This is a genomic window from Blattabacterium punctulatus (assembly GCF_003226695.1).
GTDB classification, from domain to species: Bacteria; Bacteroidota; Bacteroidia; order Flavobacteriales; family Blattabacteriaceae; genus Blattabacterium; species Blattabacterium punctulatus.
Genome location: NZ_CP029808.1, coordinates 487,577 through 501,237, shown reverse-complemented (window position 1 = coordinate 501,237; position 13,661 = coordinate 487,577). Strand labels below are relative to the sequence as shown.

12 protein-coding genes, 1 tRNA gene and 1 pseudogene are annotated in these 13,661 nt (G+C 25.1%); 8 read left to right on the top strand and 6 right to left on the bottom strand.

The features are described from left to right. Positions 1-97: 97 nt before the first annotated feature. Complete coding sequence (gene proS / locus DM780_RS02445) at positions 98-1,570, top strand: proline--tRNA ligase (RefSeq protein WP_172540208.1); 1,473 nt, start codon at positions 98-100, stop codon at positions 1,568-1,570. Here the strand turns inward: proS and DM780_RS02440 are convergent. Next, a complete protein-coding gene (locus DM780_RS02440; protein WP_110548982.1) occupies positions 1,567-2,511 on the bottom strand; it encodes a dihydroorotate oxidase in 945 nt (314 codons plus the stop codon). The two genes, proS and DM780_RS02440, sit on opposite strands and share 4 nt — an antisense overlap. A 75-nt stretch (positions 2,512-2,586) precedes the next feature. Here DM780_RS02440 and pyrE point away from each other — a divergent pair, with 75 nt between their 5' ends. Continuing rightward, positions 2,587-3,954, top strand: a complete 1,368-nt coding sequence (gene pyrE / locus DM780_RS02435) for an orotate phosphoribosyltransferase (protein ID WP_110548845.1) — start codon at positions 2,587-2,589, stop codon at positions 3,952-3,954. 115 nt (positions 3,955-4,069) lie between these two features. Further along, positions 4,070-4,642, top strand: coding sequence for a MarC family protein (locus DM780_RS02430; protein ID WP_110548844.1), 573 nt, complete (start codon positions 4,070-4,072; stop codon positions 4,640-4,642). Positions 4,643-4,673: 31 nt separating this feature from the next. Here DM780_RS02430 and DM780_RS03085 read toward each other — a convergent pair. Together DM780_RS03085 and fbp are read right to left on the bottom strand one after the other, a co-directional pair. Continuing rightward, a pseudogene (locus DM780_RS03085) lies at positions 4,674-4,877 on the bottom strand (ribonuclease P protein component); the annotation flags it as partial. Between the two features lie 171 nt (positions 4,878-5,048). Beyond that, complete coding sequence (gene fbp / locus DM780_RS02415) at positions 5,049-6,038, bottom strand: class 1 fructose-bisphosphatase (RefSeq protein ID WP_110548843.1); 990 nt, start codon at positions 6,036-6,038, stop codon at positions 5,049-5,051. A 215-nt stretch (positions 6,039-6,253) separates the two neighbouring features. Between fbp and DM780_RS02410 the strand changes: the two genes are divergently transcribed. Together DM780_RS02410 and DM780_RS02405 are read left to right on the top strand one after the other, a co-directional pair. Beyond that, positions 6,254-7,018: a lysophospholipid acyltransferase family protein gene (locus tag DM780_RS02410; RefSeq protein ID WP_110548980.1), complete on the top strand. Its 765-nt coding sequence runs from the start codon at positions 6,254-6,256 to the stop codon at positions 7,016-7,018. Beyond that, positions 7,018-7,500, top strand: a complete 483-nt coding sequence (locus DM780_RS02405; protein WP_110548842.1) for a ribonuclease HI — start codon at positions 7,018-7,020, stop codon at positions 7,498-7,500. Before DM780_RS02410 ends, DM780_RS02405 begins: the two co-directional genes overlap by 1 nt. On the opposite strand, the gene DM780_RS02400 is transcribed toward DM780_RS02405, so the two are convergent. Next, positions 7,493-8,290 carry an RNA methyltransferase gene (locus DM780_RS02400; RefSeq protein WP_110548841.1) on the bottom strand — a complete coding sequence of 266 codons (798 nt, stop codon included), beginning with the start codon at positions 8,288-8,290 and terminating at the stop codon, positions 7,493-7,495. The genes DM780_RS02405 and DM780_RS02400 overlap by 8 nt on opposite strands. 13 nt (positions 8,291-8,303) lie before the next feature. Here DM780_RS02400 and DM780_RS02395 point away from each other — a divergent pair, with 13 nt between their 5' ends. Next, positions 8,304-8,729: a deoxycytidylate deaminase gene (locus DM780_RS02395; protein WP_110548840.1), complete on the top strand. Its 426-nt coding sequence runs from the start codon at positions 8,304-8,306 to the stop codon at positions 8,727-8,729. Positions 8,730-8,860: 131 nt separating this feature from the next. Further along, positions 8,861-8,943: transfer RNA gene (locus DM780_RS02390), tRNA-Leu, on the top strand. Between the two features lie 23 nt (positions 8,944-8,966). On the opposite strand, the gene ureC is transcribed toward DM780_RS02390, so the two are convergent. Further along, positions 8,967-10,673, bottom strand: coding sequence for an urease subunit alpha (gene ureC / locus DM780_RS02385; protein ID WP_110548839.1), 1,707 nt, complete (start codon positions 10,671-10,673; stop codon positions 8,967-8,969). Continuing rightward, positions 10,670-11,299 carry an urease subunit gamma gene (locus DM780_RS02380; protein ID WP_110548979.1) on the bottom strand — a complete coding sequence of 210 codons (630 nt, stop codon included), beginning with the start codon at positions 11,297-11,299 and terminating at the stop codon, positions 10,670-10,672. Before DM780_RS02380 ends, ureC begins: the two co-directional genes overlap by 4 nt. A 249-nt stretch (positions 11,300-11,548) precedes the next feature. On the opposite strand from DM780_RS02380, the gene DM780_RS02375 reads away from it, so the two are divergent. Next, positions 11,549-13,111: an aspartate kinase gene (locus DM780_RS02375; RefSeq protein WP_235611979.1), complete on the top strand. Its 1,563-nt coding sequence runs from the start codon at positions 11,549-11,551 to the stop codon at positions 13,109-13,111. Positions 13,112-13,661: the final 550 nt, after the last annotated feature.

Genomic DNA, 13,661 nt, shown 5'->3' with positions numbered 1-13,661 from the left:
AATTACTAATTTATAGATAAAATCAAATGTATATATAAAATAATTTTTTTATATTTATCATATCCTTTTGATTTTCAATTAATATTAATAAATCAATATGCATCAATTAACTAAACGTAATGAGGATTATTCCAAATGGTATAATGATATTATCATTAAATCTGAATTAGCAGAATTTTCTGGAGTTCGTGGTTTTATGATTATTAAACCATATGGATTCTCTATATGGGAAATAATGAAAAAAAAATTGGACAAAATGTTTAAAGAATCGGGCCATAAAAATGTTTATTTTCCCTTATTAATTCCTAAATCTTTCTTTTCAAAAGAAAAAAAACATATTGATGATTTTTCTAAAGGATGTGCTATAGTTACGCATTACAAGTTTAAAAAAAATAAGAATCAAGAAAAATTAACAATTGATTCAAAATCTAAATTAAAAGAAGAATTAGTAATTAGACCAACTTCTGAAAGTATCGTATGGAAAACTTACAGACGTTGGATTCAATCTTATAGAGATCTTCCTATTCTTTTTAATCAATGGGGTAATGCTATCAGATGGGAAATGCATACTCGTTTATTTTTAAGAACTTCTGAATTTTTATGGCAAGAAGGTCATACAGCTCATTCTACAAAAAATGAAGCTATAGAAGAAACTAAAAAAATATTAAATATTTATACTAAATTTTCAGAAAATATTATGGCTATTCCTGTATTGAAAGGAATAAAACCTTATATGGATAAATTTTCTGGATCTGAAACTACTTATTGTATTGAAGCGCTTATGCAAGATGGAAAATCACTACAAATTGGAACTTCGCATTTTTTAGGCCAAAATTTTTCAAAAGTTTTCGATGTAAAATTTACTAATAAAAATGGGGGGAAAGAATACGTATGGTCTACCTCTTGGGGTGTATCTACTAGATTAATAGGTGGATTAGCAATGTTACATTCAGATGATCATGGTTTGATATTACCTCCAAAAATAGCGCCTATACAAACTGTTATTATTCCTATATATAAAAACCAAAAAGAATTAGTTAAAATAAATGAAATAGTTGAAAAAATTAAAAAAATTCTTAAAAATAAAGGAATTAGTATAAAATATGATAATAGAGAACTTTTTACTCCAGGATGGAAATTTCATGAATACGAAATGAAGGGAATTCCCATACGGATTAGTATTGGAAAAAATGAAATAAAAATGGAAAAAGTTGAAGTATTTAGAAGAGATACTTACGAAAAATCACATATATCTTGGAATATGATCATCACATTGATTCCAGAACTTCTTGAAAAAATACAAAAAAATATTTATAAAAAAGCTTTAAATAGAACAAAAAAATTGACCATTATTTCAGATCATTATGAAGACTTTAAAAAAAAAATAAAGGATAAAGGAGGTTTTATTTTTGCTCATTGGGATGGTACTATGAGTACAGCAAAAAAAATTCAAAAAGAAACCGAGGCTACTATACGTTGTATTCCGATTCCAAATGAAAAAAAAATTGGAAAATGTATTTATTCTGGTTCCCCTTCTACTCAACGAGTAGTTTTTGCTAAATCTTACTAAAATACATTTAATTTTCCTTTAAAATTATTTAAAGATGAATAATTTTTATTTTTTAAAATAGTAATTAATTCCTTGATTAATCTATCAAATACAGGAATCCCTTCTTTTAAAAATTGAGTCCCAATCTGAACTGCAGATGCTCCACACAATATATATTCAAATACATCTTTTCCAGTACAAATTCCTCCACATCCTATTATAGGAATATCTTTCCGAAGATAAGTATAAAATTTCCTAACATTAGCAAGTGCAAATGGTTTTATCGAGAATCCACCTATTCCACCAAACCCTTTTTTTGGATGAATCACTACAGATTCTTTATTGATATCAATGCAAATACCATTTGGTAAACTATTAATACAAGTAACAAAAGAAATAGGATATTTATTTAATATAAAAGCCATTTTTCTAAAATGGAAATCTTCAAAATAAGGAGGCAACTTAACTCCTAAAGGTTTTTTATAGAATTGAAATAGATTTTCTAGAAAGTCTGAAATTTTAGAAAAATCGTAACCTAATATTTTATCTTTTTCCAATAGATTTGGACAGGATAAATTTAATTCTATAGCATTCATATTTGAAGAAATATTTGCTTTACGAAGAATAAGATAGTTTTCTTCGATAGAAAGTCCTGATATAGATAATAAAAAAGGTTTTTGAGAATTTTTTTTTTCTAAAAAATCTAAATAAAAATCTAGTCCAAGATTTGGCAATCCCATAGAATTAATACTTCCTCCCTTCCATTCAAAATACCTTGGTTTTAAATTCCCCTTTCTTGGTTTTATAGTACAACTTTTTGTAACTACAGCTCCAGAAGAACTAATCATAAGATTGTAAAGTTCTTTTTCGGTACAACATAAAATACCTGAAGCATTCATGATACATGATGAAAATTTTATTCCATTTATATTAGTGGAAATATCTATTTTTTTCATAATCATAGCATATATATTATGTAATATTACAAAAGAATCCCAAAAGTATAAAATTTTTAACTTTACTAAAAAAGGTTTTTTATGAAGGACAAGGAACAATTTTTTTTAAAAATTTATAATTTAGGGATTCTTAAATTTGGTCATTTTACCTTAAAAAGTGGAATGAATTCTCCCATATATATAGATTTACGTCCAATTGCTTCTAGACCAGATTTATTAATAAAACTATCGGATCTTCTTTTAAATGAAGTTCCACCTCATACATTTGAATTAATTTGTGGAGTCCCCTATGCAGCTTTACCTATAGCTACTGCTTTATCATTAAGATCTAATATTCCTTTAATTATTAAAAGAAAAGAAAATAAAGGTTATGGAACAAAAAAAATGATAGAAGGAATTTACAAAAAAGGACAAAAATGCCTTATCATAGAAGATGTAATAACGAGTGGAGATAGTTTATTAAAAACCGTAATAGATCTTGAAAAAGAAGGATTGATTATAAAAAATATTTTATCTATTCTCGATCGTGAACAAGGAGGAATAGAAAATATCAAAAATAAAGGATTTAAGATACGATCTTTATTTCGTATAGGAGAAGTTTTTAAAATATTAGAAAAAAAAAATCTTTTAAAAAAAAAAGAAATACATATAATTAAGTTTTTTTTTCAAAAAAAATATATAAAAAATATTCAGAAAAAACGTATTTCTTATGAAGAAAAAAAAGAAAAAATTTATCATCCAATAGGAAAAAAACTTATTGATATAGCATTAAAAAAAAAAACTAATTTGATTTTTTCAGCAGATTTAATACATTCTGAAAAAATCTTAGAGTTAGTAAATTTAATTGGAGATCAAATTTGTGGATTAAAGCTTCATGTAGATATTATTAGTGATTTTTCATTTTCATTTATAAGCTTTCTTAAAAAAATTTCTTTAAAAAAGAAATTTTTATTATTTGAAGATAGAAAATTATGCGATGTAGGACCTACAAATTATCTTCAACTACATCATGGGATACATAAAATTTCTTCTTGGGCGGATTTGATCACAGTACATGTACTTGCAGGAAGTAAAAGTATAGAAAATTTAAATATTCCTTCTAATATTGGATTAATTACTATATCTGAAATGTCTTCTTATGGAAGATTATCTGATGATAACTATATAAGAAAAGCATTAAATATTTCTTTAAAAAATTCAAAAGTAATTGGTACAGTAGCACAAAGAAAAGTTGACAATAGATTATTATTATTTACTCCTGGTATACATTTTTCTGATTCAATAAAAAACTATAAAGGGAATAATTACATTCATCCTAATCAGGCTTTTATCAAAAAAAATTGCGATTTTATTATTGTTGGAAAAGCGATTTATCAATCCGATAATCCAAAAATAGTTGCAGAAAATTATAGAAAAGCCGGATGGATAGCCTATGAAAATAGCTTTTAAAAAAGTAATCAACATAAAAAAAAAATATATTTAAATTTTTTTTTAAATTAATAAGACTGATTGTATTTTTGTTTAATTTGTGATTTTAATATTAATTATGAATATATTTTAGAATATGAAATGGATACATTCATTAATAAGTTGTTTTATGATACTTTTTAGTATTATAGATATACTAGGAAATGCACCTATAATTATGGGATTTAAATCCAAAGGTAATATTATAGATACTAAAAAAGTAATAATATCTTCTTTTGTTATATTTTTATCTTTTTTATTTTTAGGCCTTCCTATGTTAAAAATTATCGGTGTAGATATCTATTCTTTTTCGGTAGCAGGATCTATAGTTTTATTTTTAATAGGACTAGAGATGATATTAGGTATAGATATTCATAAAGTTACAAAAAATTCTCAAACTTCTATCGTTCCAATAGCCTTTCCACTTATAGCTGGACCAGGATCTTTAACCACTTTAATTTCACTAAGGTCAACTTATGATGTTAATATTATTCTTTTATCTTTAATTCTTAATATGATAGTGGTCTATTTTGTGATAGATAAATGTGATTTTATTGCTAAAACAATAGGAAATAATGGATTAGATATACTAAAAAAAATATTTGGAATTATTTTACTTGCTTTTTCAGTCAAAATATTTGGGGCAAATGCAGGTCAATTATTTCAATAATAATAAATAAGGATTGTGACTCCATAATTATTTATTTCCATTTAATGACTTCATAAAATATTTTTTTAACAGATTGATTAATTTCTTCAAAATTTGGTAAAAAAACTCCTTTATAAAAAAAAACTATATGATAGCTTTTATATTTATCTTTTTTTTTTTCTAAAATAGATTTATTCCATAAAAAAGAAGACCGTAATAAACGTTTTATTTTATTTCTATGAACCGATTTTTTAAAATTTTTTTTTTTACTAAAGTTCCAATTAGTTTTATCCCTTCAGGGTATCTTTTATTTGAATATAATAGTACGTATGTATAAATAGGAAAAAAAAATAAGGATTTTCCGTATTTAATTGTATTAATAATGTTTTTTGATCCTTTTATTTTTAATTGAACTTTCATACTTTACTTATGGATTTATAAATTCTTCTAATTTAGTAACCATCCTTACAGGTCCACAAATAAATGGTGTTCTTTGATGTAAATTTAAAGGTTCTATATCTAAAATTCTATTTTCTCCATCAGAAGCTTTTCCACCAGCTTGTTCCGTTAAAAAAGCCATAGGATTACATTCATAAAGTAATCTCAATTTTCCTTTTGGTGAATATGCTGTTTTAGGATAAATATAGATACCTCCTTGGATCATATTTCTATGAAAATCTCCTACTAAAGAACCAATATAACGTGCTGTATAAGGACGATTTTCTTTTTTTTCTTGACAATATCTTATAAATTTTTTGATTTCGTTAGGAAATCTAGAATAATTTCCTTCATTAATAGAGTAAATTCTTTCTATTTTAGGATAACGAAGATTCGGATGAGATAAATAAAAGGTACCAACCGATGGGTCTAAAGTAAACCCATGGACTCCATTTCCTGTAGTATATACTAATATTGTAGATGATCCATAAATAATATACCCTGCTAAAATTTGTTTATTTCCTTTCTGTAAAAAATCGTCTATTGTTAAATTCATAGAAGATTTTCTCCTATATACTGAAAATATAGTACCAATTGATACATTTACATCTATATTTGATGAACCATCCAGTGGATCTATTAAAACAATATATTTTTTTTGAAAAGAATTTTCTTTTTCTCCCTTTACAACTATAAAATCTTTACTCTCTTCTGAAGCAATTCCACAAACTATATTTCTGCTTTTCAAGGATTCTATGAAAACTTGATGTGCAAAATTATCCAATTTTTGTTGATTTTCTCCTTGTATATTAATAATTCCAGAACTTCCTATAATTTTTTCTGTTAAACCAGCTTTATTAACTTCCTTATTAATTGCCTTAGCAGCTAGCTTTATAGAGCTAAATAGACGTAATAATCCTTCTGTAGGATACGAAAAATGATCTCTATTTTCTATAATAAATTCTCCCAATGTATACATGTATCAGGAAATACTTTATATAAATATCAGATTTTTTTATAAAACCCCATTTTTATAGAAAAAAATTTCTTGAACTATTTTTTAAAAATAAAAAAAAAAGTTTTAAATTTTTTAAAATTTATCTAAAAAAAAGTAAAAAAATAAAAACAAAATACATTATGATAAATCATATGAATGAATTACAATATATTGATGAATTTCGTTAATTAATGAAAATGAAAATTATTCAAGTATCATTAATATTATTATGGCGTGTATGGTTTTTTATAATAAATATATTTCTAATACCATTATTAGCAGGAGCTTCGATTCCATTTCTTTTTAAAGATAAATATTATTATATCGCATATTGGTTTTACCAAATTTGGGCTAGAAGTAATCTTTTTCTTATGGGTTTTTGGTATGTATTAGAAAAAGATAAAGAAATTTTAGATACAAAAAAACAATATATGATTATTAGCAATCATAGTTCTATCATGGATATTATGTTGATTTATTCTTTGATGAGAAATCATCCTTTAGTTTTTGTAGGAAAAGCGGAATTAGCTAAACTTCCTTTTTTCGGATTTGTTTATAAAAGAAGTAATATATTAATAAATAGAAAAAATTTGTCTAGTTGTATGCAAGTATTTAAACAAATACAAAAAAAAATTGATTCTGGAAAAAGTATTTGTATCTTTCCAGAAGGTGGAGTTCCTAATCCCTCTATTTTTTTAGATCATTTTAAAAATGGAGCTTTTTATATAGCCATAATAAAAAAGATATCGATTATTCCATTTACTATAGCTGATATAAAAAAAAAGTTTCCTAGATCTCCTATAAAAGGAAGACCTGGAAAAATACGTATCAAACAACACCATTCTATTTTAACAAAAAACTTATCCTTAAAAGATAAAAATTTTCTAAAAGAAAAATGTTTTAATTTAATCCAATTTCAATTAAAAAAATTTGAACGTGAAAAAAATAAACAGATATTTTAGTGAATAAAAAAATTCATATTTACACTGACGGATCTTCTAAAGGGAATCCTGGTCCAGGAGGATATGCTATTTTTATAGAAATTGCAGGAACGTCTTATTGGAAAATTATTTCTGAAGGATTTCGTTATACAACCAATAATAGGATGGAGCTATTAGCTATAATAGTTGGTCTAGAAAAAATTACGAAAAAAAAACAAAATATTATTATTTTTACTGATTCTAAATATATAATAAATTCTATTCAAAAAAATTGGATTTTTAAATGGAAAAAAAATAACTTTAAAAAAAAAAAAAATGTGGATTTATGGATACGATTTTTAAATTTATTTCATAAACATTTTATTATTTTTCAATGGGTTAAAGGTCATAATCTTCATTATATTAATGAATATTGCGATCGATTATCTGTAGAAGCATCCAAAAGTAAAAACTTGAAAATAGATCATGTATATGAAAAACAAAATTTTAAAAAAACTATTTAGAAAACTTATATGTATTTCTTTGTCTAATGATTTCATAGATAATTACAGATGTTGCATTACTTACATTCATAGAATCGATAGATCCAAACATAGGAATCGTTATTATTTTATCGGATATATTAAACCATATATTGGATACTCCTTTGCTTTCGGAACCTAAAACAATAGCTAAATGTGAAGAAAATTTAGTTTGATATAATTTTTTAGATTTTTTATTATGGAATCCTGTTACGGCAATTTCTATGTTTTTTTCTTGTAACCAAGAAATAATTGATTTTATTTTTTCTATAAAAATTGTTTTTGTAAAAACACATCCTACACTACATCTAATTACATTAGGATTAAAAATATATGTTTTCGTATTACATAATATAATAAAATGTACTCCTGCCGCATCAGCAGTCCTTAATATAGATCCCAAGTTTCCTGGTTTTTCTATTCCATCCAATATAAGAATAAAAGGATTTTTAGGAACTTTTATACTTTCTAGACTAGAAAATTTTTTTTCCTTAAACAAGGCAATGATTCCACCTGAATTTTTTCTACATGCTAATTTTTTAAAAGTTTTTATATTAATAACAAATACAATATTATGAAAGGATTTTATCATATTATTTTGATAAAATATATTTTTACATATAAATATTCCTATTGGTCTATAATTTCCTATTATAGCCATTTCAAATTCTTTAACTCCTTCAACAAGGAACATTTTATTCTCCTTTTTTTTTTTATAAATATTTATTAAATTTTTAATTTTTATATTACGTAATCCATGTTTTTTTTCCATAAAATATCTTATAATGAATTGTGAAATTTATAAAAAAAAGGATATATTTTATATGAATAAAGCCATAAAATGTTCTAAATTATCTTATTGTAAAAATAAAAAAGTAGGAGCTATTATAGTAAAAAATCATCGTATTATATCCGATGGATATAATGGAACTCCAAGTGGATTTGATAATATATGTGAAGATCAAAATGGAAATACTAAATGGTATGTTTTACATGCAGAAGCAAATGCTATATTAAAAATGGCTTTTTCTTCAAAATCTTGTAAAGATTCGTATTTATATATTACACATTCTCCATGCAAAGAATGTAGTAAATTGATTCATCAATCTAAAATTAAAAGAGTGGTATATTTACATAAATATTCCGAAAAAAATGATGGATTAAATTTTTTGAAAAAATCAAAAATTATAATACATAAACTTATTTATTAAAGATCATTTATACGCTATATTTTGATATTATGTTAATTTTTTATATCATATAGATATACATAAAAAAATGAAAAAAAAAATAGTCTAATACTATTTATTTTTTTTTAATAAATAATAGAATATATCAAAGAATCCAGATGGCGGAATAGGTAGACGCGCTAGACTCAAAATCTAGTGATTTTAAATCATGCGGGTTCGAATCCCGCTCTGGGTATTTTTTTTATCTATTCAGAAAATTTAGAATAAAAAATATCTTTGAGAAAGAGGTAAAATATACGATGGATTGGATCTTATTTTTTCTCCATCTATATAAACGCTATAGGTTTTTGGATCTATTTTTATATCTGGAGTCTCTCCATTTAATATCATATCTTTTTTAGATAAAATTCGACATCCTTTTACTATTTTAAGTTGCTTTTTTATTTCATTTTTTTCTATAAACCCATCGTTTATCGCATGGATAGAAATAAAAAGACTACTCAATTTTGGTTCAAAAAAACCAAACATTTTACGATACATAAATGGTTGAGGGGTAGGAATACTAGCATTAGGATCTCCCATGCTTGCGTATACAATCATTCCACTTTTGATTACTAATTCCGGTTTAACTCCAAAAAAAGACGGTTTCCATAAAACTAAATCTGCCATTTTTCCAAGATGAATTGACCCAATATATTCTGAAATTCCATGAGTAATAGCAGGATTTATGGTATATTTAGATATATATCTTTTTACTCTAAAATTATCATTTTTATGAGAATCATTATTTAAAGATCCTCTCTGTTTCTTCATTTTATCAGCCGTCTGCCAAGTACGTTTTATTATCTCTCCAATTCTTCCCATAGCTTGAGAATCAGAATTGATCATACTAATAGCTCCTATGTCATGTAATACCCCCTCTGCACTAATCGTTTCAGATCTAATACGTGATTTTGCAAAAGCAATATCTTCTGGAATATTAGAATCTAAATGATGACATATCATTAACATATCTAAATGCTCATCAACAGTGTTATAAGTATAAGGCATAGTTGGACTTGTAGATGATGGTAAAACATTCAAATAAGATATAATTTTCAATAAATCAGGAGAATGTCCTCCACCTGCTCCTTCTGTATGATAAGTATGAATGGTTCTATTTTTAAATATTTTTAAGGTATCCTCGACATAACCTGATTCGTTTAAGGAATCTGTATGAATATTAACTTGTACATCTAATTTTTCCGATACTTCTAAACACTGATCTATAACATATGGAGTACTTCCCCAATCTTCATGAATTTTTAATCCACCTGCACCAGCCTTTATTTGTTCAATTAAAGCTTCAGGATTAGAACTGCTACCACTCGCAAGAAAAACAAAGTTTATCGGAATGTGATCGGTGCTTTTTAACATTCGTTGAATATTCCATACTCCAGAAGTACAATTAGTTGCTATAGTTCCTGTAGTAGGACCTGATCCTCCACCAACAATAGTTGTTGTTCCATTTTCTAATGCTACTTCAAATAATTGCGGACATATAAAATGAACATGACTATCTACACTTCCAGCTGTCACAATCATCTTCTCTGAAGAGATTACTTCAGTCCCCACTCCAATATACATATTTGGAGTTACTCCATCCATAAAATAGGGATTTCCGGCTTTTCCAATCCCAACAATCACTCCATTTTTTATTCCAATATCTGCTTTTACGATCCCCCAATAATCAATAATAACGGCATTAGTTAATACTAAATCTAAAACTCCTTCATTGTTCGTGGCCAATGGATGTTGTCCCATTCCATCTCGGATTACTTTTCCTGCTCCAAAAATACATTCATCTCCATAAATGGTATAATCTTTTTCGATTTCAATCCATAAAGACGTATCTCCTAAACGAATTTTATCTCCTTTTGTAGGTCCATACATATTGGCATAAGATTCTCTATCTATTTTTTTCATATTTTCGTATTTTCTTTTCCAGAAAAACCATAAATTTTTTTGCTACCTCCTATTTTTACCAAAAAAATTTCTTTTTTTTCTCCTGGTTCAAAACGGATAGACCTACCAGAAGGAATATCGAGTCTATATCCTTTAGTTCCATTTCTATCAAAATGAAGAGAAATATTGGTTTCATAAAAATGAAAATGAGATCCTACTTGTATAGGACGATCTCCCATATTAGAAACTATTCTTTTTATACGAAATCTACCAGGTAATAAAAAAATATCCTCTTGAAGAAGTTTATATTGTCCTGGAATGAAATTTGATTTTTTTTTAAGTATTTTTTTAATAGGATTGTGTATAGTTACTAATTTTGTTCCATCAGGAAAAGTGGCTTCTATTTGAATATTATGAAGTAATTCATATACTCCATCCATCACTTGACCATCGTGAAGAATATTTCCAGCTTCATACATAAGTTCTTTCACTGTTTTTCCATCACGTGCACCTTCCATAACATAATGAGTGATAAAAGCTACAGATTCAGGATAATTCAATTTTAATCCTCTTTTCAAACGTTTTTTTGCTAATTCTCCAGCCATATGTAGAATAATTTTTTCCTTTTCATAAAAAGTTAAGTGCATACTTTTTTTATATTTTGATTCATATTTATAAAAAACGAACATTCTACAAATTTAAAGTAATATATTTATTTCTCATTTTTTTTATAAAAAAATAGAGTAATAATAATATAAAAATCACACGATTTTTATTAACCATATAACAAGCATGATTCCAAAAAATGTTTATATTTTTATAAAGTTTAATAAATAAATAGGAATTCTATTCTAAATGAATAAAAAGGTAAAAATTATTAACTAATTCATTAAAAAATGCAAGTTTTAAAATTTGGGGGAAGTTCCGTAGCTCATTCTGATTCCATAAAACGGATTTGTTCTTTATTAGAAAAAAAACCAAAAGGAAAATATGCTATCGTGGTATCTGCATTAGGAAATATCACCGATCAATTAATCCAATGTAGTAAATTAGCTTATGAAAGAAATAATGTTTATAAAAATATTATAGAAAAAATAGAAATTCGGCATTTTAATATTATCAAAGAATTATTTCCTATCTACTATCAAAGTCATTTAATTAGTTGGATAAAAAAAAATATCAATAATTTAGAAAGTTTATGTCACGGTATTTTTCAAGTAAAAGCACTTTCAAAACGTACTTTAGATGAAATTATGAGTTTTGGTGAACTTTTTTCTTCTTTTATTATTGCAAAAAAACTAAAAAAATACGGATTAAATGCAATTTTCAAAGATAGTAGGGAGTTAATTATTACAGACTCCAAATTTGGATGTGCAAAAGTAGATTTTATTACAAGTAATCACCATATTCTTCAATTTTTTCGTAAAGAAAAATCAGAATATGTGGTTTTACCAGGTTTCATAGGATCAAATTTAAAAAAACAAACAACTACTCTTGGAAGAGGAGGATCTGATTATACTGCAGCTATTTTAGCTTCTGCAATATCTGCGAGTTTACTTGAAATATGGACTGATGTAAGTGGAATGATGACCGCGAATCCAAAAATGGTTAATCAAGCATTTCCTATAAAAGAAATTTCTTATGAAGAGGCAATGGAATTATCGCATTTTGGAGCAAAAGTCATTTATCCTCCAACGATACAACCAGCTATGAAAAAAAATATTCCTATACAAATTAAAAATACCTTTTATCCAATAGATCCAGGAACTTTAATTCATATTAGTCAAAAAAAAAAAATACGTAAACTAGTTACTGGTATTTCTGGAATTCAGAATTTAGCTTTGTTTACTCTTAAAAAAGTTAGTGGAATGATAGGTATATCAGGTTATTACAAACGTTTATTTGAAGTTTTATCACGTGAAAAAATAAATGTAATTTTCATAATCAAAAATTATTCAGAACATTTCATTACTACAGGTATTCATGAAATGGATATTATTAAAGCAAAAACGGTAATAAATAGTGAATTTTCTAAAGAAATATATCAAAAATATATCGATCCATTAAAAATAGAATATGATCTTTGTATCATTGCTCTAGTAGGAGAAAATATAAAAAATATTCATGTAACCAGTGGAAAAATGTTTTCTTCTTTAGGAAAAAATAGAATTAATGTAAGAGCGATATCACAAGGTTCTACGGAAAAAAATATATCAGCCGTAATTCAAAAAAAAGATTTTAAAAAAGCTTTGAATACCTTGCATGAAACCTTTTTTGAAAAATCTCCAAAAAAAATTAATCTTTTTATTATAGTTAGAAAAGTAGAAAATAAATTACTTGAAAAAATTGATAAACAGAAAAATTATTTGCTTGAAAAATTAAAACTTCAAATAATAATTGGATTATCAAATATTAAAAGAATATATTTTGATAATTACCATGGAATCAATTTTATCTAAATGGAAAACCAATGAAAATTTCATATAAAAAATAGTTTATTTTTAGATAGATAGATAATACAACTAGTAAAAAAACGGAAATAATTTACGAAAAATTTTTTACAAAATAGAATTAAAGTTATTACTTGTAATAAAATGACTGGTTCTTCTGATTATAATTATTATCAAAAATTAAAAACAATTTATAGCCATTTTAAATATCTATTTTTATTAAAAAAAATAATGTAATAGTTGGGGTTCAAATTTTTTTAGCACTATTAACGATTTTATAACCATTGGATATAAAATAAAAAAAATAAAAGCTTTATTATCTGTAAGTTTAAACTTTATTTTTAATCATTTTATAGGATAAACATCTTATGAAATAGTGAAAAAAGTCTAATCAATCAAAAGGATATACGGAAAAATATCCTCGTAATAATCTTAATGTATTAATTATTAGATGATGTAATTAGAAAAATACTCATTTTAGAAAAAAAAAGTGGATATAAATTAGAACTATAAAAGTATAAATAGAATGAATATTTTCGGTTTCAAGTTAAAATATTGG

Coding starts and splice junctions, on each gene's coding strand:
- DM780_RS02410 (WP_110548980.1), top strand. CDS start 6,254: ATGAAAATTATTCAAGTATCATTAATATTATTATGGCGTGTATGGTTT.
- DM780_RS02375 (WP_235611979.1), top strand. CDS start 11,549: ATGCAAGTTTTAAAATTTGGGGGAAGTTCCGTAGCTCATTCTGATTCC.
- DM780_RS02395 (WP_110548840.1), top strand. CDS start 8,304: ATGAATTGTGAAATTTATAAAAAAAAGGATATATTTTATATGAATAAA.
- proS (WP_172540208.1), top strand. CDS start 98: ATGCATCAATTAACTAAACGTAATGAGGATTATTCCAAATGGTATAAT.
- DM780_RS02440 (WP_110548982.1), bottom strand. CDS start 2,511: ATGATTATGAAAAAAATAGATATTTCCACTAATATAAATGGAATAAAA.
- DM780_RS02380 (WP_110548979.1), bottom strand. CDS start 11,299: ATGCACTTAACTTTTTATGAAAAGGAAAAAATTATTCTACATATGGCT.
- ureC (WP_110548839.1), bottom strand. CDS start 10,673: ATGAAAAAAATAGATAGAGAATCTTATGCCAATATGTATGGACCTACA.
- pyrE (WP_110548845.1), top strand. CDS start 2,587: ATGAAGGACAAGGAACAATTTTTTTTAAAAATTTATAATTTAGGGATT.
- DM780_RS02400 (WP_110548841.1), bottom strand. CDS start 8,290: ATGGAAAAAAAACATGGATTACGTAATATAAAAATTAAAAATTTAATA.
- fbp (WP_110548843.1), bottom strand. CDS start 6,038: ATGTATACATTGGGAGAATTTATTATAGAAAATAGAGATCATTTTTCG.
- DM780_RS02430 (WP_110548844.1), top strand. CDS start 4,070: ATGAAATGGATACATTCATTAATAAGTTGTTTTATGATACTTTTTAGT.